At 60.8% G+C, this 24551-nt stretch carries 18 protein-coding genes; 5 read left to right on the forward strand and 13 right to left on the reverse strand.

All coding sequences use genetic code 11. From position 1 onward, the window contains the following. The first annotated feature begins 420 nt into the window (after positions 1-420). The 3 genes from mfd to hemN all read left to right on the forward strand — a co-directional run bounded on the left by mfd (position 421) and on the right by hemN (position 5477). Positions 421-3687, forward strand: coding sequence for a transcription-repair coupling factor (gene mfd, locus LG374_RS08715; RefSeq protein ID WP_225757329.1), 3267 nt, complete (start codon positions 421-423; stop codon positions 3685-3687). Between the two features lie 207 nt (positions 3688-3894). Further along, the gene (locus LG374_RS08720) at positions 3895-4098 is read left to right on the forward strand and encodes a hypothetical protein (protein ID WP_225757330.1); all 204 of its coding nucleotides are present in this window, start codon (positions 3895-3897) and stop codon (positions 4096-4098) included. Then, the gene (gene hemN, locus LG374_RS08725; RefSeq protein ID WP_225757331.1) at positions 4095-5477 is read left to right on the forward strand and encodes an oxygen-independent coproporphyrinogen III oxidase; all 1383 of its coding nucleotides are present in this window, start codon (positions 4095-4097) and stop codon (positions 5475-5477) included. The genes LG374_RS08720 and hemN overlap by 4 nt, the downstream gene beginning before the upstream one ends. A 109-nt stretch (positions 5478-5586) precedes the next feature. Here hemN and LG374_RS08730 read toward each other — a convergent pair whose 3' ends face one another. From LG374_RS08730 to argS, 13 genes are all read right to left on the reverse strand, one after another. Then, positions 5587-6768: an O-succinylhomoserine sulfhydrylase gene (locus tag LG374_RS08730; protein ID WP_225757332.1), complete on the reverse strand. Its 1182-nt coding sequence runs from the start codon at positions 6766-6768 to the stop codon at positions 5587-5589. A gap of 72 nt (positions 6769-6840) precedes the next feature. Then, positions 6841-7566 (reverse strand): CvpA family protein, encoded by a 726-nt coding sequence (locus tag LG374_RS08735; RefSeq protein ID WP_225757333.1) that lies wholly within the window; start codon positions 7564-7566, stop codon positions 6841-6843. Between the two features lie 69 nt (positions 7567-7635). After that, positions 7636-8301: an SPOR domain-containing protein gene (locus LG374_RS08740; RefSeq protein WP_225757334.1), complete on the reverse strand. Its 666-nt coding sequence runs from the start codon at positions 8299-8301 to the stop codon at positions 7636-7638. Beyond that, a complete protein-coding gene (locus tag LG374_RS08745; RefSeq protein ID WP_225757335.1) occupies positions 8298-9557 on the reverse strand; it encodes a folylpolyglutamate synthase/dihydrofolate synthase family protein in 1260 nt (419 codons plus the stop codon). The genes LG374_RS08740 and LG374_RS08745 overlap by 4 nt, the downstream gene beginning before the upstream one ends. Then, positions 9554-10540 carry an acetyl-CoA carboxylase, carboxyltransferase subunit beta gene (accD, locus tag LG374_RS08750; protein WP_225757336.1) on the reverse strand — a complete coding sequence of 329 codons (987 nt, stop codon included), beginning with the start codon at positions 10538-10540 and terminating at the stop codon, positions 9554-9556. Before accD ends, LG374_RS08745 begins: the two co-directional genes overlap by 4 nt. A 3-nt stretch (positions 10541-10543) precedes the next feature. Next, positions 10544-11353, reverse strand: coding sequence for a tryptophan synthase subunit alpha (trpA, locus tag LG374_RS08755; RefSeq protein WP_225757337.1), 810 nt, complete (start codon positions 11351-11353; stop codon positions 10544-10546). A gap of 7 nt (positions 11354-11360) precedes the next feature. Next, on the reverse strand, positions 11361-12563 hold the full coding sequence (gene trpB, locus LG374_RS08760; protein WP_225757338.1) for a tryptophan synthase subunit beta: 1203 nt from the start codon (positions 12561-12563) through the stop codon (positions 11361-11363). Then, a complete protein-coding gene (locus tag LG374_RS08765) occupies positions 12553-13185 on the reverse strand; it encodes a phosphoribosylanthranilate isomerase (protein ID WP_225757339.1) in 633 nt (210 codons plus the stop codon). Before LG374_RS08765 ends, trpB begins: the two co-directional genes overlap by 11 nt. Positions 13186-13188: 3 nt before the next feature. After that, positions 13189-13521: a hypothetical protein gene (locus LG374_RS08770; protein WP_225757340.1), complete on the reverse strand. Its 333-nt coding sequence runs from the start codon at positions 13519-13521 to the stop codon at positions 13189-13191. An 11-nt stretch (positions 13522-13532) separates the two neighbouring features. Continuing rightward, positions 13533-14309 (reverse strand): L-threonylcarbamoyladenylate synthase, encoded by a 777-nt coding sequence (locus LG374_RS08775; protein ID WP_225757341.1) that lies wholly within the window; start codon positions 14307-14309, stop codon positions 13533-13535. Between the two features lie 25 nt (positions 14310-14334). Beyond that, positions 14335-15099 carry a sulfite exporter TauE/SafE family protein gene (locus tag LG374_RS08780; RefSeq protein ID WP_225757342.1) on the reverse strand — a complete coding sequence of 255 codons (765 nt, stop codon included), beginning with the start codon at positions 15097-15099 and terminating at the stop codon, positions 14335-14337. Between the two features lie 2 nt (positions 15100-15101). Continuing rightward, positions 15102-16142: an SPOR domain-containing protein gene (locus LG374_RS08785; protein ID WP_225757343.1), complete on the reverse strand. Its 1041-nt coding sequence runs from the start codon at positions 16140-16142 to the stop codon at positions 15102-15104. Further along, on the reverse strand, positions 16142-17920 hold the full coding sequence (gene argS, locus LG374_RS08790; RefSeq protein WP_225757344.1) for an arginine--tRNA ligase: 1779 nt from the start codon (positions 17918-17920) through the stop codon (positions 16142-16144). The genes LG374_RS08785 and argS overlap by 1 nt, the downstream gene beginning before the upstream one ends. Before the next feature lie 275 nt (positions 17921-18195). Here argS and glgB point away from each other — a divergent pair, with 275 nt between their 5' ends. Together glgB and glgX are read left to right on the forward strand one after the other, a co-directional pair. Then, complete coding sequence (glgB, locus tag LG374_RS12530; RefSeq protein ID WP_225757345.1) at positions 18196-22542, forward strand: 1,4-alpha-glucan branching protein GlgB; 4347 nt, start codon at positions 18196-18198, stop codon at positions 22540-22542. Further along, the gene (gene glgX, locus LG374_RS08800; RefSeq protein WP_225757346.1) at positions 22539-24545 is read left to right on the forward strand and encodes a glycogen debranching protein GlgX; all 2007 of its coding nucleotides are present in this window, start codon (positions 22539-22541) and stop codon (positions 24543-24545) included. The genes glgB and glgX overlap by 4 nt, the downstream gene beginning before the upstream one ends. Positions 24546-24551: the final 6 nt, after the last annotated feature.

Consider the following 24551-nt stretch of genomic DNA (forward strand, 5'->3'; position numbering starts at 1 on the left):
GTCGTGTACGAAGGCACAGCCAATACAAACCCCGCCAAGCGGGATAAATGCCGGCTTATCTATTTGAGGTGTTGTCGGCAACGTCTCTACATTTTCCGCGCTGTCGTAGTGCTGCCGTGCTATCCAGAACACTATATCCGCCGGCGGGCTATGAATCGTGTTGCCGCCGCTCTGCGCGGATTTCCGCTGCCGATAACGGTACCAATGGCCGCAAACAGGCAGCATCAAAATCCCACATCATCTTTTTGCTGATGATGCGTGTGCAAACAGATTGACCGCCGTTTCGTGAATGGTGGCGAACGCATCGCTCCTAAATTGCATACAGTTTCCGCCAATGGACAGCCTGTTACGGTAAACCGCCGCCCAGCCCCCACAGGCGCAAGCGCTATAATTGCGCGTCCCACGAACGCTGCACGAACCATGAACCCCCTTTACCTGCCTTACAACCTGCACCGCCACCTCTCCGGCAAACACGTCCACCTCCTCATCGCCGCCGATGCCCGCCAGGCCGAATACTGGTACCAGAACCTCAAATACTGGACGAATGACGCCGCGCACCTCTACTGGTTCAGCGACTGGGAAACCCTGCCTTATGACCAATACACCCCGCATCCCGACCTCATTGCCGAGCGCCTGCGCGTGCTTGCCGAACTGCCGACGCGCGAACGCGGCGTTGTCGTCACCAGTGCCGCCGCACTCAGCCAGCGCCTCTGCCCGCAGACCCACCTCGACCGCTACGGCATCCACCTCAGCGTCGGCGACCGCCTCAAACGCGACGACCTCATCCACCGTCTCGAACAGGCGGGCTACCAGCACACCGTCCACATCACCAGCAAAGGCGAATATGCTGCACGCGGCAGCATCATCGACCTCTACCCGATGAACGCGCCTGATCCCATCCGCCTTGAATGGTTCGACGACGACATTGACAGCATCCGCACCTTCGCGGTCGACAGTCAGCTCACCCTCGAAAAACACCCGCACATCAGCATCCTGCCGCGCAGCGAAATCGACCTCTCCGACGCTGGCCGCGTCTGCTACCGCCAGAACGCCCGCCTGCACTACGGCGAAAAAATCACCAACAGCCCGCTCTACCGGCAAATCAGCGACGGCCAGACCCCGCAAGGCCTCGAATACTACCTGCCACTTTTCTACGACGAAACCGCGACCCTCTTCGACTACCTGCCCGCGCACAGCCGCCACATCGCCTGCGATAACCTCGCAGACACCCTCGCCCAACATGCCGCCTGGTGCGAAAAACGCTACCAGCGCACCAACCCGTTGCGCGAAAACCAACTCCTGCCGCCTGCCGCGCTGTGGCTGCAACCGGACGAAGTCCTTGCCAGACTCGCGCGCATCCCCACCCACCCCTACCCCGAAAAAGCCACGCCCATTGACATCCACGGCAGCGCCGCCGAACGGGAAAAAGCGTGGCTTGCCCTCGCCAAACACAGCAACAACATCACCATCCACTACCCGACGAATGGCGTGCGCGAACAATGGCAAGAACGCCTCGGCGCCTACCCCGCCATCACCCACACCGTCAGCCCGAACCGCCACAGCTTCCGGGACGGCGACACCATCCACCTCGCCGAAGCCGACCTGCACACTAGCCCGCCCGCCACCGACTACCGCCGCCCGCCCGGTCGCGATCCGGCCAGCCTCATCCACAACCTGCACAACCTCACCCCCGGTACCGCCGTCGTCCATGCTGACTACGGCGTTGGCCGCTACCAGGGTCTCACTACCCTCGAAGAAGGCGGTGACGAACTCATCCAGATCGACTACGCCAAAGGCGCCAAACTCTACGTCCCCACCACCGACATTGACCTCATCAGCCGTTACGGCGGCGCCGATCCGGACAACGCCCCGCTGCACGAACTCGGTGGCAAACAATGGCAAACCACCCGCCGCAAAATCCGCGACAACCTGCACGACACCGCCGCCGAACTCCTCGCCCTCTACGCCAAACGCGAAGCAACAAGCGGCATCATCATCCCCCATGACCCTGCCGCACAAGCCGCGCTTGCCGCCGAATTCCCCTACACCGCCACCCCCGACCAGCAGCACGCCATCGACGCCGTCCTCGCCGACCTCGCCAAAACACAGCCGATGGACCGCATCATCTGCGGCGACGTCGGCTTCGGCAAAACCGAAGTCGCCGTGCGCGCCATCCACGCCGTTGCCAGTGCCGGCTACCAGACCGCCCTCATCGCCCCGACCACCCTGCTCGCCGAACAGCACTACCACAACCTGCAAGACCGCTTCGCCAACCACCCCATCACCATCGACAACATCAGCCGCTTCAAAAGCGCTAGCGAGGCCAAAAAAGCCATCGAGCGCCTCAAAGCGGGCCAAACCGACCTCATCATCGGCACCCACCGCCTCCTGCAAAAAGACGTGGCCTTCCACAACCTCGGCCTCGTCATCATCGACGAAGAACAACGCTTCGGCGTTCGCCACAAAGAAAAACTCAAAAGCCTCAGAAGCGACACCAACCTGCTCACCCTCACCGCCACCCCCATCCCGCGCACCCTCAACCTCGCCCTCAGCGGCCTGCGCGACATCAGCATCATCGCCACCCCGCCCGCCGGACGGCAAAACATCCAGACCATCCTCAGCGAATGGGATATCGATACCATCACCGACGCCTGCGAACGCGAACACCGCCGGGGCGGGCAAACCTACATCCTGCACAACGACATCGACAGCATCGAACGCATCGCCCGCCTCATCCAGGAACACCTGCCCGAGCAACGCATCGCCATCGCCCACGGGCAAATGCGCGAACGCGAACTCGAACACATCATGCAGAACTTCCAGAACCGCCACCACGACATCCTCATCGCCACCACCATCATCGAATCCGGAATCGACATCCCCAACGCCAACACCATCATCATCAACCGCGCCGACAAACTCGGCCTCTCCCAACTGCACCAACTGCGCGGACGGGTCGGGCGCAGCCACCACCAGGCCTACGCCTACCTCATCATCCCCAACTGGAACACCCTCGGCAAAGACGCCCAACGCCGCCTTGACGCCTTCACCACCCTCGACAGCCTCGGCGCCGGCTTCCTGCTCGCCAGCCAGGACCTCGAAATCCGGGGCGCAGGTGAAATCCTCGGCGACGAACAATCCGGACAAATCCAGCAAATCGGCATCAGCTACTACCTCGACCTGCTGGAGCGCAGCATCGCCGCCCTCAAAAACGGCAGCGGCGACATCGAGCTGGACGCGCCGCGCATCACCATCGAACTCGGCGCGCCCGCACTCCTGCCCGCTGACTACATCTACGACCCGCAAGAACGCCTCGACCTCTACCAGCGCCTTGCGCAGACAAAAGACGAAGCGGGACTTGCCGCCATCAGCGCCGAACTCACCGACCGCTTCGGCAAACAGCCGGAAGCGGCGAAAAACCTCATCAACCGCACACGCCTGCGCCTGCAAGCCGAACCGCTCGGCGTCGAGCACATCAGCCTGAGTGAAACCGAAACCCGCATCCGCTTTGCCGACCCGACCCGCATCAACCCCGAACCGCTGCTCACGCGCCTGCAAACCGAACCGCACCGCTACCGCCTGAATGGCAACACCGCCGTCACCATCCACCACCCCGACAGCCCCGACCTCACGCACCGCCTCGCCGAACTCGAACAACTGCTCACCGACATCACGCCGAAAAACTGAGGCCAGGAAGAAACCCGCTTGACGCGAGTCGAGAATTTATCCCGCTTAGCGGCGTTTATCTCCTTGCCATTGTGGGAAGGCTGGGATGGGGGTAGCAAACAAGTCGCGCAGAGATAAAACCAGTATTTATACCGCTTGGCGCGCTACCCAAGCCCAAAATTTGCACGGAAAAAATCCCTTCCCCCGCTTGCGGGGGACGGGGCTCCCATGAAAAAAATACTCGCATTTTTTTCATGGGTACCCGGGAAGGTGGCCGAAGGCCGGAAGGGGGGAATAAAAACCCAAGATTTATTCCGCTTGGCGAGTCCAGCATTTATCCCGTTTGCCGTCCTCCTGCCTGAAGTCAACGCCGCGCCGTCTGCCGCTTGCTACAATCGCGCCACTTTTCATCCGACACCCAAATCACCATGAGCCAATACTTTGACGCCGCGCTGATCCAGAAATACAGCCAAAGCGGCCCGCGCTACACCTCCTACCCGACCGCCGTCGAATTTCACGACCGCTTCACCGCCGCTGATTACACCCGCCACCTTGATGCCAGCAACGCGAGCAAACGCGACCTCTCACTCTACGTCCACATCCCCTTCTGCGAACACGTCTGCTACTACTGCGGCTGCAACAAAATCATCACCCACAACCACGGCCAGTCCGACGATTACCTCGATTACCTCGAACGCGACATCGCCCGTCAGGCAGCGCATATCGACAAAACCCGCCGCGTCATCCAGCTGCACCTCGGCGGCGGCACGCCCACCTTCCTTGACCACACGCAGATGCAGCGCCTGCTTGCCATGCTGCACGCGCATTTCCCGCATTTCGCTGCGGATAACGAAGGCGAATTCAGCATCGAAATCGACCCGCGCACCGTCACCCCGGCGGACCTCGGTTTCCTGCGCGGACTGGGCTTCAACCGCGTCAGCTTCGGCGTGCAGGACTTCGACCCGCGTGTGCAGAAAGCGGTAAACCGCATCCAGTCCTTCGAACACGTCCGCGACACCATCATCGCGGCGCGCGAAGCGGGATACCACAGCATCAGCGCCGACCTCATCTACGGCCTGCCGCTGCAAACCGTGGCGAGCTTCCGCCGCACCCTGGAACAAATCGGCGAACTGGCGCCCGACCGCCTCGCTGTTTTTAACTACGCGCACATGCCGCACATCTTTGGCGCGCAGAAACAAATCAACGCCGCCGACCTGCCCGACGCCGCTGGCAAATTACAACTACTGCAAACCACCATCGAACAGCTCACCACGGGCGGCTACGAATTTATCGGCCTCGACCACTTTGCCCGCCCGGAAGACAGCCTCGTCCGCCACCAGCGCGAAGGCACGCTTTACCGCAACTTTCAGGGCTACTCGACCTTCTCCGACTGCGACCTGCTCGGCTTCGGCATCAGCGCCATCAGTATGCTCGGCAGTTGCTACAGCCAGCACGAAAAAGCGCGCAGCCGCTACTACAAAGCGCTGGACGGCGGCGGAATCCCCGTCTTGCGCGGCATTGAACTCAGCATGGACGACCACATCCGCCAGCACGTCATCACCGACATCATGTGCAACTTGCGCCTTGATCTCGATGCCGTCAGCGCACGCTGGCACATCGACGCCCCGGCTTACTTCGCCCGCGAATGGCAGGCGCTGCAACCGCTCGCTGCCGACGGCCTGGTGCAACTGGACGGGCAGCGCCTCAACGTCCTCCCGCTTGGCCGCCTGCTCATCCGCAACATCGCCATGATCTTCGACGCTTACCTGCACAAGGCGGAAAATGCCAAGCGCTTCTCTAAAGTTATTTGACGGGGTAGGTCGCCAAGCGGGATAAACACGGAGCTTGCGGCAAGCACAGGTTCAGCAGGCATGCAAAAACGGCGGGTGTGCCCCGCCGCTTTTTTGTTGTGAAGGTCGTTTAGCGCAGGCCTTTGGCGAGCGCGTTGCAGATGTCGGTGGCGTCTTCCAGGCCGACGGAGAGGCGGATGGCGCCTTCGCCGAGACCGATGCGGGCTTTTTCTTCCGGCGCAACGCGGGCATGGGTGGTGCTATCCGGATGGGTAATGATGGTGCGGGCGTCGCCGAGGTTGCCGGTGACGCTCAGCCAGTCGCAGTTGTCGATGAGGTGCCAGGCCGCCTGTTTGCCGCCTTTGACGTCGAAGCTGACCATGCCGCCGAAGCCGCCGTGCATTTGTTTTTGCGCGAGGGCGTGTTGCGGATGGCTTTCGAGGCCGGGGTAGTACACGCGCGCGATTTCGGGTTGTTGTTCGAGCCAGCGCGCGACGTGCAGGGCGTTTTCGCTGTGACGCTGCGCGCGCACGTGCAGGGTTTCCAGGCTTTTCGCGTAGATCCAGCCTTCAAAGGCGTTCATGGTGGTGCCGATGCCGCGCATGAGTTGGTAGATTTTTTCGCCGTCTTCCGCGCTTTTGCTGATGATGATGCCGCCGAGGGTGCGTCCCTGGCCGTCAAGGTATTTGGTGGCGGAATGGACGCTGTAATCGGCGCCGAGGTCGAGCGGGCGTTGCAGGTAGGGGGTGGCGAAGCAGTTATCTACGGCGAGTTTGGCGCCTGCCTGGTGGGCGATGTCGGCGATGGCCGCGATGTCGCCGATGGCGAGCAGCGGATTGGATGGAGTTTCAAGGAAGAGGAGTTTGGTGTTCGGGCGGACGGCGTTTTTCCATGCGTCAAGGTCGGTCACTTCGACAAGGGTGGTTTCGATGCCGTATTTGGCGAAGGTTTTGCTGAACATGTTGAGGATGGAGCCGAAGCAGTTGCGCGCGCAGATGATGTGGTCGCCCGCTTCGAGTTCGGCAAGGCCGAGGGTGAGGACGGCGCCCATGCCGCTCGCGGTCGCGGTGCCGCGCGCGCCGCCTTCAAGCGCCGCCATGCGCGCTTCGAAGAGTTGCACGGTGGGGTTGCCGAAGCGGCTGTATTGGTAGGCGGCTTCGCGTTCGGCGAAGATGTCGGCGGCTTGTTGGGCGCTTGTGAAGGTGAAGGATGAGGTGAGGTAGAGCGCGGGCGAGTGTTCGCGGTTTGCGCTTTGTTGTTCGTGGGCGCGGATGGCGCGGGTGGCGAAGGCTTTGTCGTTGTGGTCGGTCATGGTGGGTTCCCGGCTGGGATGGCAGGTAGAAACGCCGCCGTTTGACGGGCGGCGTTTTGGCTATGGATTCAGTTATTGCGCGGATTCGAGGCCGTGCAGGGTCGGTTCTTCCGGTTGGGGCACGGCAGGGGCGGTGGCCGGTGGGCTTTTCAGGATGCCGACGTCTTCGCCGCTGGGGCGCAGGGTGGCGGCAGGCGCAGGGTTAGCGCCGTTATCGGCGTTCGCTGTTTCGGGCTTTTTTGGGTCACGACCTTGTTTTTTCAGTTTGTCTTGTATCCAGCTGTCCACGGTCGGGGCGATTTGGTCGTATCCCCATTGGGCGGCGCTTTTGTAATAGGGTGCAAGAACCGAGCTGCCCCATTGTTGGTTAAGCGGGCTGGGCAGTTCATTTTCAGGGTGGCCGTCGCTAAAGAGCAGGGCGGCAAAGGTGATGAGCGCGCCGATGAGGACGCCGCGCACGGTCCCGAGGATGAGGCCGAGCAGACGGTCAAGGAAGCCGAGGCCGGTCATTTTCAGCACTTGTGAGATGAGCAGGTTGACGACGCCGATGAGGAAGAGGGTACCGATGAAGATGGCGCCGAGAGCGGCGATATAGGCGATTTTTTCGTCGTTGAAGACGCGGCTGACGTAGTCTTTGGCTACGGGTTCGGCCAGCATCCAGGCGGCGTAGGCGGCAACGCCCCAGGCGATGAGCGAGAGGATTTCTTTGACGAAACCGCGCATCAGGCCGATGAGCGCCGAGATGATGAGGATGCCGCCGAGGGCAACGTCTATCCAGTTGAGGGTGTCGAGGTTCATAGTGTGGTTTTTCTCCGGTTGGTTTTGGGGTTAGGGGGAGCGAAAGCCCGTGGTTGTCCCGCTTGGCGGTCAGCGGTTGACTTGGCGGGCGTTGGTGCCTTCTTTACCGAGGATGTCGATGTAGGTGCTGGCGTCAGCCGCCGAGAGCGGGCCGATAAAGACGCGGTGCATGTCTTTTCCGTTGATGTTGGCGATTTCGGTGTCAATCGGCCAGCCGCGTTTTTTCAGTTGCGCGATCATTTTGTCCGCGTTTTCTTTGCTGCTGAAGGAGCCGGCTTGGACCCAGGAGCCGCCGCGTCGCGGTTTGGGCTTTTCGGCCGTTTTTTCGACGGCGGGGGCGGCTTCTGCACTGTTTTCGACGAGGGCGTTATTGGCGGGTTTTTCTTGGCTGGCGGCTTTTTGGTTGGCTGCCGCTTGTTCGGCTTCGCGGGCTTTGGCTTTGTCGCTGCCGTTCGGGTTGCTGAGGATGGGCTGGGGTTCGCTGCTGTCTTCGTCGAGTGAAGCGAGGGTGAAGGCGGGCTGTGGCGGCGGCGAGGGGGGCCGGGGATTCCCCCTGTCGTTGTTAGCCGCGGGTGGTGGCGGGCTGATGGTGTGGGTTTCGCCGCCACGCACGCTGAGTTCGATGCTTTGCTGGATGATGGGCGGGATGTCCGGGGTAAACCAGCGGTCGAAGAGGATGAGGGCGGCGGCAAAGAGGATGGCGATGCCGATGAGGCGGACGGTCCATTTGTTCATGGCTGTTGTTCTTTTTGTACGGCGGCGACGGTGACGAAGGAGCCGAAAACGGCGATGGTGTCGGCCGGGGTTGCCAGGGCGCGGGCGCGCTGGCAGGCGGCGGGGATGTCGTCGCAGGGGTGGATATGTTCGCGTGGGATGCCGGCTTCGACGGCATGCGCGGTGAGGGTGGCGCTGTCGCTGCCGCGTGCGCCGGGCAGGCCAGCTAGCACCCATTCGTCGATTTCCGGCGCGAGGTGGCGGTAGATGGCGTGCTGGTCTTTGTCGCGCAGGATGCTGCACAGGGCGATGGTGCGCCCGCCCCGGCGCGGCAGTTCGTGCAGGTAATGGGCGAGGATTTCGGCGCTGTCGGCGTTGTGCGCGACGTCGTAGAGCCAGCGTGGTTCGCCGTCAATCAGGGTGAGGCGGGCGGGGTTTTGCGCGCTTTCGCAGGCAGCGGCGAGTTTGGCGGTATCAAGTGCCAGCCATGGTGCAAGGGCGGTAATGGCGGCGGCGAGGTGGCCGTATTGGTGCGCGCCGTGCATATGGGTTGGGTAGGGCAGAGTGCCGTGGTAGCCGGGCAGGTCGAGGTGCAGGCCGTCTGCCTGGGCGTCCACACGCAGTTCTTGGCCGTAGCGGTATGCGCTTGCTCCCAATGCAGCGGCATGTTCGCAGAGGACGGCAGGCGGGTGGGCATCAGGCAGGTAAACGCGTTGACCGGGGCGCAGGATGCCTGCTTTTTCGACGGCGATGGTGGGTATGTCATGGCCCAGCCAGTCTTGGTGATCAAGGCCGATGCGGGTGATGATCGCCGCGTCGGCGTCGATGATGTTGGTGGCGTCCAAGCGACCGCCAAGGCCGACTTCAAGGACGGCAACGGCGGGTTGCCGTTGGGCGGTGAGCCAGAAGGCGGCGAGTGCTGACCATTCGAAGTAGCTGAGCGAGATGTCGCCACGCGCGGCATCAATAGTTTCAAAGGCGGCGACGAGGGCGTCCGCCGTGACCCATTCGCCGTCAAAGCGGATGCGTTCGCGGTAGTCGTGCAGGTGCGGCGAGGTGAAGCTGGCGACGCTGACGCCATGCGCGCGGCAGATGGCTTCAATCCAGCAGACGCAGGAACCTTTGCCGTTGGTGCCGGCGACGGTGATGATATGCGTGGCGAGGCGCGGCGCACCGAGCGCCTGCCAGACGGTGCTGACGCGTTTGAGGCCGAGATCCCAGGCTTTGTCGTGTGCGATTTCTTGCCAGTCCAGCCACTCGCTCAGGGTGCGTTTCATGGGGTTTCTGTGTTTTCTGCGCTGTGGGCTGTATCGGGAGAGGCGTCTGCGGGGACGTTGGTAACAGCCTCAGGCGCTGTGCTGACCTCGCTTGGCAGGCTTTCTTCGTCTTCTGCGGTGCGCGGCAGCGGGGGTTCTTGCATGAGCATGCCGAGCAGGGTAGCGAGTTCTTCGCGCATGTGGCGGCGGTCCACAATCATGTCGATGGCGCCTTTTTCGAGCAGGAATTCGCTGCGCTGGAAGCCGTCCGGCAGTTTTTCACGCACGGTTTGTTCGATGACGCGCGGGCCGGCAAAGCCGATGAGGGCGCCGGGTTCGGCGATGTTGATGTCGCCGAGCATGGCCAGCGAGGCGGATACGCCGCCCATGGTTGGGTCGGTCAGCACCGAGATGAAGGGCAGGCCGGCGTCGCCCAGGCGGGTGAGGATGGCGCTGGTTTTCGCCATTTGCATGAGCGAGGTCAGGCCTTCTTGCATCCGCGCGCCGCCGCTGGCGCTGAAGCAGACAAAGGGGGTACGTTCGGCCAAAGCATATTCGGCCGCCAGGGCGAAGCGCTCGCCGACGACGGAACCCATCGAGCCGCCCATGTAGTCGAATTCAAAGGCGGCAGCGGTGAGTGGGCGGTCATAGAGCAGGCCACTCATGGCAACGAGGGCGTCATGTTCGCCGGTTTTTTTCTGCGCCTGGGTGATGCGGTCGCGGTAGCGTTTGCTGTCTTTGAATTTGAGGAAGTCGGCGGGTTGCAGGCCGAGGCCGATTTCGGTCGGCATGCAGCCTTCGTCAAAGAGTTGTTCGAGGCGTTTGCGCGCGCTGATGCGCATGTGGTAGCCGCATTTGGGGCAGACTTGCTGGTTGTAGTCGAGGTCTTGCGCGTAGAGGACTTCGTTGCAGCCGTCGCATTTTTTCCACAGGCCGTCCGGCACTTGTTGGTTTTTGTTTTTGGTTTTGATGCGCGAGGGCATCAGGTTATCGAACCAGCTCATGGGTTAGTCCTTTTGGTCAAGGTGGGCGCGGATGTCGGCGGTGAAGGCGCGCGCGGTGTCGGCCAGGTTTTGCCCGTTTTCTGCCGCCTGGTGCAGGCGGGCGACGAGCGCGCTGCCGATGACGACGCCGTCGGCGAGTTCAGCCATACGGCGGGCGGTCACACCGTCGCGGATACCGAAGCCGATGCAGACGGGCAGGTCGGTATCGGCTTTAAGTGCCCGGATGTCGGCAGCGATAGCATCGGCGTCAGCCTGCTGGGTGCCGGTTACGCCGCGCAGGGAGACGAAGTAGAGGAAGCCGCCTGCATGGGCAACGATGGCACGGCGACGCTCAGGGTTGGTGGTCGGGGTGACGAGCAGGATGGGGGTGATGCCGCTGTGTTGCAGGTCAGTGGCGTAGTCCGGCAGGGCTTCAACCGGGCAGTCCACGAGGATGACGGCATCACCGCCTGCGGCGCTGAGTTCGGTCATGACGTGTGCGAAACCGGCACGCTCGAAGCTGTTGAGGTAGCCCATCAGGATGAGTGGGGTGGTCGTGTCGCTGCGGCGGAATTCACGCACGATGGCGAGGGTTTGTTGCAGGGTGACGCCGCGCGCCAGTGCCCGTTCGTTGGCCTGCTGGATGGTTTCGCCGTCGGCAGCAGGGTCGGAAAAAGGGATGCCGAGTTCGAGGGCATCGGCGCCGCCGGCGACGAGGCCATGCAGGATGGCGGCAGTCTGCGCCGGGTCGGGGTCGCCCGCGCTGATGTAGGGGATGAGTGCTTTGCGTTGTTGCGCGCGCAGGGCGGCGAAGCGGTCTGAGAGTCGGGTCATGGCTGCCTCACAGGGTGATGCCGTCGCGTGTGGCGATGGTATTGATGTCTTTGTCGCCGCGCCCGGACAGGCTGACGATGATGCGTTTGCCTTTGCCCAGTTCTCGCGCCAGTTTTTGTGCGTAGGCGACGGCGTGTGCGGATTCGAGCGCGGGGATGATCCCTTCGAGCAGGCAGAGGTCGTGGAAGGCGGCCAGGGCTTCATCGTCGTTGATGGCGACGTAGTGGGCGCGGCCCGTGTCTTTCAGCCAGGCGTGTTCGGGTCCAACGCCAGGGTAATCAAGGCCGGCCGAGACGGAATGGGTTTCGGCGATTTGTCCGTCGGCGTTGCACATGACGTAGGTGCGGTTGCCGTGCAGGACGCCGACCGGTGTGGTGCTGTCGCTTAAAGGAGCGGCGTGTTCACCGCTGGCGAGGCCGTGTCCGCCCGCTTCCACGCCGTAGAGGACGACGGGATCGTTGTAGAAGGGGTAAAAGAGGCCGATGGCATTTGAGCCGCCGCCGACGCAGGCAACAACGGCATCGGGCAGGGCGCCGAAGTGGGCCTGCGCCTGTGCTTTGGCTTCTTCGCCGATGATTTTCTGGAAGTCGCGCACCAGCATGGGATAGGGGTGCGGACCGGCGGCGGTGCCGATGATGTAGAAGGTGTTATCGACGTTGGCCGCCCAGTCGCGCAGGGCTTCGTTCAGCGCGTCTTTCAGGGTACGGCTGCCCGCAGTCACGGGAACGACGGTCGCGCCGAGCAGTTTCATGCGGTACACGTTCGGCGCCTGACGGATGACGTCATCGGCACCCATGTACACGATGCATTCCATACCGAGGCGGGCGGCGATAGTGGCACTGGCCACGCCGTGTTGTCCGGCGCCGGTTTCGGCAATGACGCGGCGCTTGCCGAGGCGCTCGGCGAGCAGGGCCTGACCAATGGTGTTATTGATTTTGTGTGCGCCGGTGTGGTTCAGGTCTTCGCGTTTCAGCCAAATTTCCGCGCCACCGTTTTTATCGCTGAGGCGTTTGGCATGGTAAAGGGGGGAAGGGCGACCGACATAGTCGGCAAGTTCTTGGCGGAAGCGCGCCCAGAAGGCGGGGTCATTTTGCGCGGCGCTGTAAGCGTCTTGTAGTTGCAGGACGGCCTGCATCAGGGTTTCGGCGACGAATTGGCCGCCATAGCGGCCGAAGTAACCGCGCGCGTCTGGGTAGGTGTTAGTCGTCATAGGCGTTATGTACTGCATTAATGAAGCGCTGCATTTTAGCAGAGGACTTTATGCCGGGCGCGCTTTCCACGCCGCTGGATACGTCCACGGCAAAGGGATGGCAGGCCCGGATAGCGGCGGCGACATTGTCGGGGTTCAGGCCGCCGGCGAGGAGGCGAGGTGCGCAATGGGCGGGCAATTTGCCCCAATCAAAGGCCGTACCGCTGCCACCGCTGTGGCTTTTGCCGTAAGTGTCATAAAGGAAACCGCTGCTGTCGGGGTAGGCTGCGAGCCAGTCCGTGACCGCTTGCGCATCGCCAAGGTCGCGCATCGGTACGGCTTTGTACCAGCGACGACCAAATTGGCGGCAGTAGGCGGCGGTTTCAAAACCGTGAAATTGCAGCTGGTCCAGCGGCAGCGCGGCGCAGGTGGCGCGCACGGTATCGGCATCGGCATCAGCGAAGAGGCCGACGACGCTGACCAGCGGTGGTACGGCGGCGATAAGACGCTCTGCCTGGGCGAGGTCGAGGTGGCGTGGCGAGCGTGGATGGAAGACGAAACCGAGCGCGTCCGCACCTGCGTCCACTGCCGCCTGCACATCTTCAAGACGGGTCAGACCGCAGATTTTGACGCGCACCCGCATCGCTCAGTCCTCGAATTCGTCGCTGACGTCTTCCCAGCCATCGGCGGCAAAGGGTTCGTCACGGTAGAACTGCGCGAAGTAGGGCAGGGCTTCCGTCGCGTTCGCGCTGAAGCGGCGATAGTGCCGCCAGCTGCCGTCGCTCTCGTAGCGGCGGGTTTCGATCAGGAAGCAGCTGTTTTCGTCCTGCTCAGGGTTTGCCAGTGTCGCCTGAATGAAGCTATCGTTTTCGTTGTGCCGGTCAAGGATGACGAATTGGGCTTCGCTGTGTGGCAGTTCTTGCAGCAGATCGACGATGTGGGCAAATTCAGGGGCGAGGAAGTCGTCCCATGCAGTCATGACACGTTTCATCAGTAGTATTCACCGTGGCGGTAGTCCCAGGTGTTAAAGCCGTCGGCGAGGTGCATCATGATGCGGTCGATGGCGAGGCCTTTGCGGATGACAACCGGGCAGGGATGCACGCTGCGTTCGCCTTTCTGTTCGGGGACGAGTTTGCCGTCTTTATCGACCATTGACACCATCACGCCCTGCTCGTAGCGGGTTTCCACGGTTTTATCCGGCTGGATGGAAGCAACGTAGTCGTCGGCCTCTATTACTAGATCCACTTTACTCTCGATGCGCTCGCCGATGCCTTCAACTTTGCCGCGATTGCCCTTGCCGGACGGGTTGGCGGATGAGGCGTAGATCATCTTGCCTTCGCTGCGCCACAGGTGTTCGGCCAGTTGTTCGCCCGGCACACCAAATTTGATGACAAAGCAGCTGGTGCCGCGTTTGTCCATCATCAACTCTTCGCGTCCGTCTTTGGTCAACGCCGCTTTGGCGTCTTCCCGCCACGGCAGGATGCAGCCGAGCAGAATGTCTTCGTCCCAGTGTTTTTGGTAGAAGGCTTCGATTTCAGGATTGAGCTGGGCTAGCGCACGCAGTTGCTCCATGCTGCCGCATAGGACGACGCCGGGTTTGTTACGCTTGCGCTCTTTGGCGTCGAATTTACGTTCCAGGCCCGCCTTGTCGGTCGCCATGATGATGTAGCCGACTTTGGTCGGGCAGACGATGACGCCACCCGGTTGTTGCAAGGCGGCAAGGCCTTCGGCGGACAGGGTTTTGTTCCATTGGATGTGCTGGGTCATGGGGACTCCTTGGGTAGGGTTGACGTTATTTTTTCAGGAAAGCGGCAACGACTGCCACGAGGGTCATCAGGAACATGACCCATTTGAGGGTTTTTGGCTGGACTTTGACGGCAAGGCGCACGCCGTAATGGGCGCCAATCATGTTGCCGGCAGCGAGGACGATGCCCGGCAGCCATTCGACTTGACCGCGCGCGACGAAGATGACGAGGGCGGGCAGGGTGAAGAAGAGGGTACAGGCGAGTTTCAGGGCGCTGGAACGGACGATGTCGTAACGCAGGCAGCCGGCAATGGCGGTAATCAGCACGAAGCCGACGCCTGCTTGCACGAAACCACCATAGACGCCGCCGAGCCACAACCAGAACCAGGCGCGCGGGCCGCTTTCTTTGACGGTGAGCGGTACGGTACCGGCCGGCGGCATGACCACGGATGGCACGAAAAGCATGATGCCGGCCATGGCCAGCATGGTGCCGAGCAGGAGCGGCTTGATCAGGTCGTGCGGGGCAAAGGCGGCAATGATGGAGCCGCAGATACCACCAATGATGGTTGGGGCAAGGATACCAGGCAGGTCGTGCGTCGGCAGTTTGCCTGCGCGGTAAAAGCCACGCACGCCAATGATGCTTTGCAGGATGATACCGATGCGGTTGGTAGCATTCGCCACTTGCGGCGGGAAGCCCATCATCATCATGGCCGGCAGGATGATATTGGAGCCGCCGCCCGCCATGACGTTGATAACACCGCAGATAACGCCGAGAACGGCAAGCAGCAGGTAATGCCAGAGTTCCAGTGTCATCGTTATTTGCCGTCGGTGCCGCTGTTAAAGGTTTTCAGTTGGGCGGCCTGTCCGTCCGCTTTCAGTTTGGCCTGGATGTTGGTAGCCTGGCTTTCGCTGGCGTAAGGGCCGATTTGTACGAGGTAGAGCTTGTTGCTGTCGCTTGGCGGACGGATGTCCACCGGTAAGCCACGTTGAGCCATTTTGGCGCGCAGTTGTTCCGCTTGTGCCTTGTTTTTAAAAGCGCCGACCTGGATGCGATAATTTGTCCGCTTGCCGGTAACAGGCTGGGCTTTTTTAGCGTCTTTGTCTTTGCTGTTTGTGGCGGTTTCCTTGCTGTCCTTGGCGACAGGTTTGCCGTCTGTTTTCGCACTGGTTTTGCCGACGGGTTCTGGCGGAGCAGTCAGACGACTGTTGGCGGGTTGTTTGTTCTCCGTTTTGGCTATTTTGGCTGCCGGTTCGGCTTTTGCCGGTTTGGCGTCTGTTTTAGCAGCGGTGTCGGTTTTGCCGGACTTGCTGTCCGCTTTAGCAGTGGCTTTGCCGCCAGGCTCTGGCGGTGCGGTCAGGCGTTCAGCGGCGGTTTTTTTTACCGGTTTTGCGGGTTCTGTCAGTGTTTTCGCCACTTTGCCTGCTGCTGCGGGCTTGGCGGCAGGTGCTTCGGTCAGTTTTTCGGCAGCGGTCTTTTTCGTCGGTTTGGTTTTAGTGACGGTTTCCGGTTGTGTCTTGACCGGTCTGAGGCTAACGGCTTCCGGCACAGGGAGCGGCGGTGGCGGAGGAGCCAAGCGAACTTCGTTGCTACGTTTTTGCAGTTCGTCGTAGAAGGAATATTTGGGCTCGCCGCTGCGGTTGACGGGACGGGCGGCACCGATGGATGGGCGCGGTTGGGTGGCTTTGCCCAGTGGCGATTGGGCACGCGCAGTGGTAGTGTCGTGGCCGTCTTTTTGTCCAAACATGTTGCCAAGGACGAAGCCGAAGACGATGAGCACGACGGCCATCATCGATCCACCGAGCAGGCGGGCAGCGATATAGTTGTCCTTGGTTTGGTTTTTGCGCTTTCTGGCCATTACATCCTTTCCTTGGCGGCAACGCCGATGATGTCGAGACCGTTACGCAGCACTTGGCGCACGGCGTGGGTGAGCAGCAGGCGGGCGTCGCGTACGGCAGGGTCGTCGTGCAGGACTTTGTGCCCGGCGTCGTAGTATTGGTGCCAAGCTCCTGCGAGTTCTTTCAGGTAGTTGACGACGAGATGCCCTGCCATTTGGCTGCCGGCAGCAGCGATGGTGTCCGGGTAGCGGGCGAGTTCGCGCAACAGCGCTTTTTCGGCCGGCTCAGCGAGGCGTTCCCGCTCGGCAAGTGCTGCCTGCGGATCGAAGGTGAGCCCCGCTTCTGCGGCGCGTTCGAGGACGCGGCTGGTGCGCGCATGCGCGTACTGGACGTAGTAGTAGGGGTTATCCTTGCTGTGCGAGACGGCGAGGTCAAGATCGAAATCCAGATGTTGTTCCGGGCGGCGCATGACGTAGAAGAAGCGCGCAGCGTCCGAACCGACTTGTGCACGCAGGTCGCGCAAGGTGACGAACTGTCCGCTGCGGGTGGACATCTGCATTTTTGCCCCGTCTTTGTAGAGCACGGCAAACTGCACCAGGGCGATGGTGAGTTTGTCCGGTTCCAAACCGAGGGCAGCAAGCGAGGCACGGACACGCGCCATGTAACCATGGTGATCGGCGCCGAAGATATCGATCATGTGGTCATAGCCGCGCTCGTATTTATCGTAGTGGTAGGCGATATCGGACGCGAAGTAGGTGGTTACGCCGTTCTCACGACGCACGACGCGGTCTTTTTCGTCGCCGAAGTCGCTGGCACGGAACCACAGGGCGCCGTCTTTTTCGTAGAGGTAGCCACGTGCGCGCAGCACGTCCAGCATTTCCGCGATGCGTCCGCTGGTGACGAGGGAATGTTCGGAAAACCAGCGGTCAAAGCGTACGCCGAATTGCAGCAGGTCTTCGCGGATGTCGGCAACTTCGGCATCAAGTCCGGCTTCGAACACGATGCGGTAATCCGTTTCGCCCAATGTTGCTTTCAGCGCGGCAATGGCGGCGTCAATCCAGGCGTCGCGTTCGCCGTTGTCCACCGCTTCTGCCGTCCATGTATCAGGGTGTGGCGGCACCCAATTTTCCGGGGTGCGGTAGAGCGCTTCGCCCTGTTGAGCGTAGAGTTCGCGGGCGATGTCGATAACGTAGTCGCCCTGGTAGATGCCCTGTGGCAGGGCATAGTTGCCACCGCAGTGCTGCATGTAGCGCCAATAGACAGACAGGGCGAGGATATCCATCTGCCGCCCGGCGTCGTTGACGTAGTATTCGTTGTCCACCTGATGCCCGTTGGCACGCAGGATGTTGGCCAGCGTCGCGCCATAAGCAGCACCGCGTCCGTGGCCGACGTGCAATGGTCCGGTCGGGTTGGCCGAGACGAATTCCAGCAGGATTTTTTGCGGGTTTTCCGCCTGATGGCGGCCGAAGTTTTCGCCTTCTTTGACGATGTTGACCAACACGGCGCTGTCATGACCGCCGCCGAGACGTATGTTAATGAATCCCGGTCCGGCGACTTCCAGTGCAGCGATGCCCGCGTCCTGTGGCATGGCGGCAACGATGGCGTCTGCGAGTTGACGCGGGTTGCTCTTGAAAATTTTGGCGTTTTGCAGGGCAACGTTGCTGGCAAAATCCCCATGATCAGGATTTTTGCAGCGTTCCAGTTCCTTTGGTAAATCAAGTAGTTCTGCGTCAATGGCGCGCTCATGCGCAACCGCTTGCAGGGCGCTGGTCAGTCCCGACAGGATGAGGTCTTTCACGGTATTTCTCTTCTCGCGATGGGTGAGTTGGACATTATGAGGGCAATTATTCTAGCGGCTTAACATTTCATTGCCAAATGCTTTTGCTGGTGTACATGTTCTTAAATAACAGGCGGGTAGCAGTGTTTTCGCACAAAAAAACACGTTAGCTTGGGGATTTAATTGTTGATAAAACAATGTCGTGTGTTTTTTTGTTAGACATTGCATACGGATGTGTTATTTTTACATTATGTGAAATTAACACGACCGTTAGAGAAGACGGCCAGGAGCGCGTCATGAACAGCGAACAGTTCAGGTTGCTGGGAATTGAAACGGATTACTTTGCCGCAGACGGCAGTTTTGTGCGCGTTTCTGATGAAGTGTTGTCCTCGCTGGCAGCTATCCTTACCGCTCCCGGACAGCACCTCTCCACGAGTGTGCATTTCGACGAAGTATTCACGGTGTTGCCAGAAATGGTGGCATTGCTACCGATTGGCGGGCTGTTGCCACGCGTGGCAGCGGTCTTCCTTTTGAATGAACACGGGCAGAGTATTCCCTGTTCGTCCATCATGATGGAGGGTGGACGCATTGAGCTGCCGCCACTGCCCAGCGGCTATTACTCGCTGGAACTGCACAGCGCACACCAAATGCGGCGTTGCCTGCTGATCGTTGCTCCGCATTCCGTGTACCAGCCGGCGGCATTACGGCGCGGCGAGCGGTTGAGTGGAATCAATGTGCAGCTGTACAGTCTGCGTTCACAGCACAACTGGGGCATTGGAGATTTCGGGGATTTACGCCGCTTGGTGGCCGATTTCACCACCGATGGCATCGATTTCATCGGTATCAACCCGCTGCATGCCCTCTTTACCACCCATCCTAATTGGGCGAGCCCATACAGCCCCTCTTCACGGCGTTGGCTGAACCCTATCTATCTCGACATTGACGACATGCGGCTCTTCCACATCTCGCCTTCGGCGCAGGCGTGGTACAACGAAGCTGCGACACAGAAGCAACTAGCCGAACTACGGGCCGCCGAATGGGTGGATTATGCGCAGGTGTTGCCTTTCAAGCTGCGCGCGCTATATCTCGTCTTCCGCGACTTCTGTGATAGCGATGACCCTATCTTTGCCGCCGCACGCGAAGCTTTTGCCAAATTCGTCGAAGAACAGGGGCGCGAGTTGCGTCTCTACGGCACCTTTGAAGCGCTGGATCACTACTTCTACGCGCAGAACGCCACCGTGCCGTTCAGTGAAGACAGTGTCGGCTGGCTGGGCTGGCCGGAGGCTTACCGCTATCCCGATAGTGCCGCGGTCCTCGCTTTCTCCGCTGCGCATGAGGCAGACATCCGTTATTACATGTGGTTGCAATGGCTTTTGGCCGATCAGCTCGACAACCTGCGTCATTACTGCGGTGAACAGGGCATGATTCTCGGCCTCTATGGCGATTTGGCCGTCGGCGTCTCGCGCGGCGGGGCGGATACCTGGATGCACCGCGATATGTACTGCCTACAAGTCTCGGTCGGTGCGCCGCCGGACGAATTCGGTCCCGCCGGGCAGAATTGGGGGCTGCCGCCGCTGCATCCGCAACGCCTGAAACGCAGCGGCTATCAAATCTTCATCAATATGCTGCGCGCCAACATGCGCTATTACGGCGTCCTGCGTATCGACCACGTCATGGCGCTGCACCGCCTATGGTGGATTGCCTACGGCAACAGCGCCAATCTCGGTGCTTACGTGCGCTACCCGCTGGCTGAACTGATGGCCATCCTTGCCCTCGAAAGTCGCCGCGCCCGCTGCGTCATCGTCGGCGAAGACCTCGGTATCGTGCCGGACGAAATGCGCGTCGCTCTCGGTGAATACGGCGTCTATTCCTACGGCGTGATGTACTTCAACCATAACGGCGCGCGCTATCTGTTGCCGGAAGAATATCCGGAACACGCCTTGGCCGTCGTCAGCACACACGATCTCGCGCCGCTCGCCGGTTACTGGGAAAAGAACGATCTCGACACCATGCAGCGTCTTGGCGTCTTCACCAGCGATGCCCAATACCAGAACCTGCTCGCCCAGCGCGAAAGCCGCAAAGGGCAAATCATCGCTGCGCTACACCAGACCGAACTGCTGAATGAAAGTGAAGACGGCGGCAAACTTGATGACACCATCACCCTGGCGCTGCACCGCTTCGTGGCGATGAGTCGCAGTCGCCTTTTTGCCATCCAGCCGGAAAACCTCTTGGGCGTCACCGCCTCCTTCAACATCCCCGGCATCGCCAATACCTATCCCAATTGGCGCTACCGCCTGCCGGAAGACACCGCTGCCATGGGCAAAAACCCCCAACTGCATGACATGCTGCGGCAAATCGTCGCCACTCGTGCCCAACCACGCGAGCCGCTCCCTATCACGGCCGCTACCACCGCCATCACTACTACTACCGGAGGAATCGAAGTGACATCCGTCGATAAATACCTAATAGATCAACTGTTTTCTGGCACCTTTGCTGACCCCTTCTCTTATTTGGGGCCGCATGAAAACAGCAATGGCACTGCCCTGCGCGTCCTCCTGCCCGGTGCCGAGGCCGTGCGCGTGCTTGATCATGACAACCCGAAAAAAGTGCTGGCCGACATGAGCCTCCTGGATGAGCGGGGTTTCTTTATAGCCCGCCTCGAAGCGGATGTGCGCCGTTACCTCCTGCAAGTCCGCTACGGCGACAAAAACACCGTCATCATTGAAGACCCCTACCGCTTCGGCACTACCCTGCACGACTACGACAACTGGCTGCTCGCCGAAGGCACCCACCTACGGCCTTACGAACAATTCGGTTCGCACCTCGTTGAAATCGATGGTGTCGCGGGGGTCAGCTTCAGTGTCTGGGCGCCGAATGCGCGGCGCGTCTCCGTCGTCGGCGACTTCAACCTGTGGGATGGCCGCCGCCACGTCATGCGTTTTCACCCGCAAAGCGGCATTTGGGACATCTTCATCCCCGGCATCGGCGAGCACGCGCTCTACAAATACGAAATCCTGGATGTGAACGGTAACATCCGCCTGAAATCCGACCCCTACGCCTTCGGCGCGCAACTGCGACCGGATACCGCATCCGTCGTTACCCGCCTGCCGGAACGCCAGCCCTATGACCCTGAACGCATCACCGCGAACAGCATTGATGCGCCGATCAGCATCTATGAAGTCCACCTCGGCTCCTGGCGCCGAAACCCCGAAAACAACTTCTGGCTCAGCTACGCCCAGCTTGCCGACGAACTCATCCCCTACGTCAAAGAGATGGGCTTTACCCACATCGAACTGTTACCCGTTGCTGAATTCCCGTTTGACGGCTCCTGGGGCTACCAACCGATCGGACTCTATGCGCCGACCAGCCGCTTCGGTACTCCGCAAGAATTGTGCGACTTCATCGAAAAAGCCCACGATGCGGGCATCCATGTCCTCCTTGACTGGGTTGTTGGCCACTTCCCGACTGACGAATACGGTCTTAACCGCTTCGACGGCACCCCGCTTTACGAGCACGCCGATCCGCGCGAAGGCTACCATCAGGACTGGAACACCCTCATCTACAACTTTGGCCGCCACGAAGTGCGCAACTTCTTGACCGGCAACGCCCTCTACTGGATCGAACACTACGGTGTGGACGGCCTGCGTGTGGACGCCGTCGCCTCCATGATCTACCGCGATTACTCGCGTAAAGAAGGCGAATGGATCCCGAACCGCTACGGCGGGCGCGAAAACCTCGAAGCCATCAACTTCCTGCAACGCACCAACGCCATCCTGCAAAACGAACAGCGCGGCGTTGCCTCTATTGCCGAAGAAAGCACAGCTTTCACCGGTGTCAGCCATCCGACCGAAAGTGGCGGCCTTGGCTTCCAGTACAAATGGAACATGGGCTGGATGAACGACACCCTGCGTTACATGCAAGAAGACCCGGTGCACCGCAAATACCACCACAACCTGCTCACCTTCGGCATGATTTACCAGTACAGCGAACACTTCGTGCTACCGCTCTCGCATGACGAAGTCGTGCACGGCAAAGGCTCGCTGCTCTCGAAAATGCCGGGCGACTGCTGGCAGCAATTCGCTAACCTGCGCGCCTACTACGGCTATATGTGGGGTTATCCGGGCAAAAAACTGCTCTTCATGGGCGGCGAATTTGCCCAGGGTCGCGAATGGAACTACCAGGAAAGCCTTGACTGGTTCCTGCTTGAGCCCCAATACGGCGGCTGGCACGAAGGCGTACAAAAATGGGTGCGCGATCTTAACCACGCCTATCAGGAACACCCGGCATTGTGGAAACAAGACTGCAATCCGGAAGGCTTCGAATGGCTGGTGGTGGATGACGCCGAACAATCCGTCATCGCCTTTGCCCGCCACGGTGGCGACGGCAAACCCGTCATCATCGTCAGTAACTTCACCCCAGTGCCGCGTGAAAACTACCGCATCGGCGTCAGCCAGGCGGGACACTACCGCGAAATCCTCAACTCCGATGACACCCAGTACAACGGCAGTGGCGTCAGCGGCGGCAAACACCTTGTGACGGACGATATTCCCAGCCACGGCAGGGGCCAATCGCTCAACCTCACCCTGCCGCCGCTCGGTACCATCTTCCTGGCCTACGAAGGTGAAAACGGAGCAGAAGCATGAAAATAGAACGCCCGCCGCTGCTCTGCCATCGCGGGCAACCCTATCCGCTCGGCAGCCATCTCACCACCGTTGACGGCAAAAGCGGGGTGAACTTCGCGCTGGTCAGTCGCCATGCCAGCGCCGTGACCCTCTGCCTCTATGGCCGGGATGGGGTGGAGACCCGCATTGACGTGCAGAACCGCAGCGACGACATCTGGCACATCTTCGTGGCAGGTATCAAAGCGGGGCAGCGTTACGGCTGGCGTGTGGACGGTCCGATGGAAGCGGGCAATTGCTACAACCCGCAGAAACTCCTGCTGGATCCCTACGCCCGCGCGCTGAACCACCTGCCCGAATACCGCACGGCGGACGAACTCGCGCTCTATCACCATACGGACCCGCGCGATAACGCGGCGGTAGCGGCGAAAAGCATCGTCGTCGCTCCCAGCGACTACGACTGGGAAGGCGACGTTCCGCTGCGCACCCCGTGGCGCGACACCATCATTTACGAACTGCACGTCAAAGGCTACAGCCAGCGTAACCCCGCTATCCCGCCAGCCATACGCGGTACCTTCGCCGGACTTGCGCACGAAGCCAGCATCCGCCACCTCAAAGAACTCGGCATTACCGCCGTTGAGCTCCTGCCCATCAGCCAGCACCTTGACGAAGTCCACCTGCAACGGCGCGGCATGAGCAACTACTGGGGCTACAACGTTTACGCGCACAACATCCCTGACCGCCGCTACGGCAGCCACGATGACCTGCGCGACATGGTCAAAACCCTGCACCGTGCAGGCATCGAAGTCATCCTCGACGTCGTTTACAACCACACCGCCGAGCAGGATATCCACGGCCCCATGCTCTGCCAGCGCGGCATCGACAACCGCCTCTACTACTGGCAGAACGCGCATGGCGACTACATCAACAACACCGGCTGCGGCAACACCCTAAATGCCAGCGAACCGCACGTCCTGCGCTGGATGCTCGACAGCCTGCGCTACTGGGTCGAAGAATTCCACATTGACGGCTTCCGCTACGACCTTGGCGCCACCCTGGGGCGGAAACCGACCTTCGACCCTTACGCCGCTTTTTTCACCGCCATCCGCCAGGATCCCGTGCTCTCGCGCTGCAAACACATCGCCGAACCCTGGGATACCGGTTCCGACGGCTACAACCTCGGCGGCTTCCCGCAGGGATTTTCCGAATGGAATGGCCGCTATCGTGACGATATGCGCGGCTTCTGGTTGTGGGAAAACGGTTGGCTTGGCGCGCTGGCGCAGCGCCTCTCCGGTAGTGACGACATCTACCGCCACGACTGGCGCGGCGTGTACAGCTCCATCAACTTCAACACCGCCCACGACGGCTTCACCCTGCGCGATCTCACCAGTTACAGCTACAAACACAACGAAGCAAACGGCGAAGACAACCGCGACGGCGACAGCCACAACTTCTCCTGGAACCACGGCATCGAAGGCGAAAGCGACGACCCCGCCATCAACCTCGCCCGCTACCACAGCCAAAAAGCCCTGTTGAGCAGTCTGTTACTTGCCAACGGCGTTCCTATGCTGCTCGCCGGCGACGAACTCGGTCACACCCAGCACGGCAACAACAACAGCTACTGCCAGGACAACGAAACCACTTGGCTGGACTGGGAAAAACCGGCTCCCCTGGTGCCATACGTCCGCACCCTTATCACCCTGCGCCGCGAGCTGGCGCAAGCAGGTGTGTATGACAGCTGGTGGCACCACGACAACGCCCGTTGGTACACCGCAGACGGACAACCGATGCAAGATGCCGACTGGCACAACGAAGCGAGCAAAGCGCTGGTGCTGGCGTTGCAGGACAACTACCTGCTGCTTATCAATGCCAACCGCTGCCCGCAAACCTACTGCCTACCCGAAGGCTCGTGGCAACCGCTGCTCGCTGACGACGGCTATACCCAAGAAAACGACCGCGCTACCCTTGCCCACAAAGGAATCACCATCCTGCGCAAAAACAACGCGAAAACACAACCGGCAACATAACGGAGA

Source organism: Cardiobacterium sp. Marseille-Q4385, from assembly GCF_916618745.1.
Classification (GTDB): Bacteria; Pseudomonadota; Gammaproteobacteria; order Cardiobacteriales; family Cardiobacteriaceae; genus Cardiobacterium.

What these genes read in the sequence shown, in the direction of transcription:
- mfd (WP_225757329.1), top strand. Translation starts at nt 421, where the DNA reads ATGAACCCCCTTTACCTGCCTTACAACCTGCACCGCCACCTCTCCGGC.
- LG374_RS08720 (WP_225757330.1), top strand. Translation starts at nt 3,895, where the DNA reads ATGAAAAAAATACTCGCATTTTTTTCATGGGTACCCGGGAAGGTGGCC.
- hemN (WP_225757331.1), top strand. Translation starts at nt 4,095, where the DNA reads ATGAGCCAATACTTTGACGCCGCGCTGATCCAGAAATACAGCCAAAGC.
- LG374_RS08730 (WP_225757332.1), bottom strand. Translation starts at nt 6,768, where the DNA reads ATGACCGACCACAACGACAAAGCCTTCGCCACCCGCGCCATCCGCGCC.
- LG374_RS08735 (WP_225757333.1), bottom strand. Translation starts at nt 7,566, where the DNA reads ATGAACCTCGACACCCTCAACTGGATAGACGTTGCCCTCGGCGGCATC.
- LG374_RS08740 (WP_225757334.1), bottom strand. Translation starts at nt 8,301, where the DNA reads ATGAACAAATGGACCGTCCGCCTCATCGGCATCGCCATCCTCTTTGCC.
- LG374_RS08745 (WP_225757335.1), bottom strand. Translation starts at nt 9,557, where the DNA reads ATGAAACGCACCCTGAGCGAGTGGCTGGACTGGCAAGAAATCGCACAC.
- accD (WP_225757336.1), bottom strand. Translation starts at nt 10,540, where the DNA reads ATGAGCTGGTTCGATAACCTGATGCCCTCGCGCATCAAAACCAAAAAC.
- trpA (WP_225757337.1), bottom strand. Translation starts at nt 11,353, where the DNA reads ATGACCCGACTCTCAGACCGCTTCGCCGCCCTGCGCGCGCAACAACGC.
- trpB (WP_225757338.1), bottom strand. Translation starts at nt 12,563, where the DNA reads ATGACGACTAACACCTACCCAGACGCGCGCGGTTACTTCGGCCGCTAT.
- LG374_RS08765 (WP_225757339.1), bottom strand. Translation starts at nt 13,185, where the DNA reads ATGCGGGTGCGCGTCAAAATCTGCGGTCTGACCCGTCTTGAAGATGTG.
- LG374_RS08770 (WP_225757340.1), bottom strand. Translation starts at nt 13,521, where the DNA reads ATGACTGCATGGGACGACTTCCTCGCCCCTGAATTTGCCCACATCGTC.
- LG374_RS08775 (WP_225757341.1), bottom strand. Translation starts at nt 14,309, where the DNA reads ATGACCCAGCACATCCAATGGAACAAAACCCTGTCCGCCGAAGGCCTT.
- LG374_RS08780 (WP_225757342.1), bottom strand. Translation starts at nt 15,099, where the DNA reads ATGACACTGGAACTCTGGCATTACCTGCTGCTTGCCGTTCTCGGCGTT.
- LG374_RS08785 (WP_225757343.1), bottom strand. Translation starts at nt 16,142, where the DNA reads ATGGCCAGAAAGCGCAAAAACCAAACCAAGGACAACTATATCGCTGCC.
- glgB (WP_225757345.1), top strand. Translation starts at nt 18,196, where the DNA reads ATGAACAGCGAACAGTTCAGGTTGCTGGGAATTGAAACGGATTACTTT.
- glgX (WP_225757346.1), top strand. Translation starts at nt 22,539, where the DNA reads ATGAAAATAGAACGCCCGCCGCTGCTCTGCCATCGCGGGCAACCCTAT.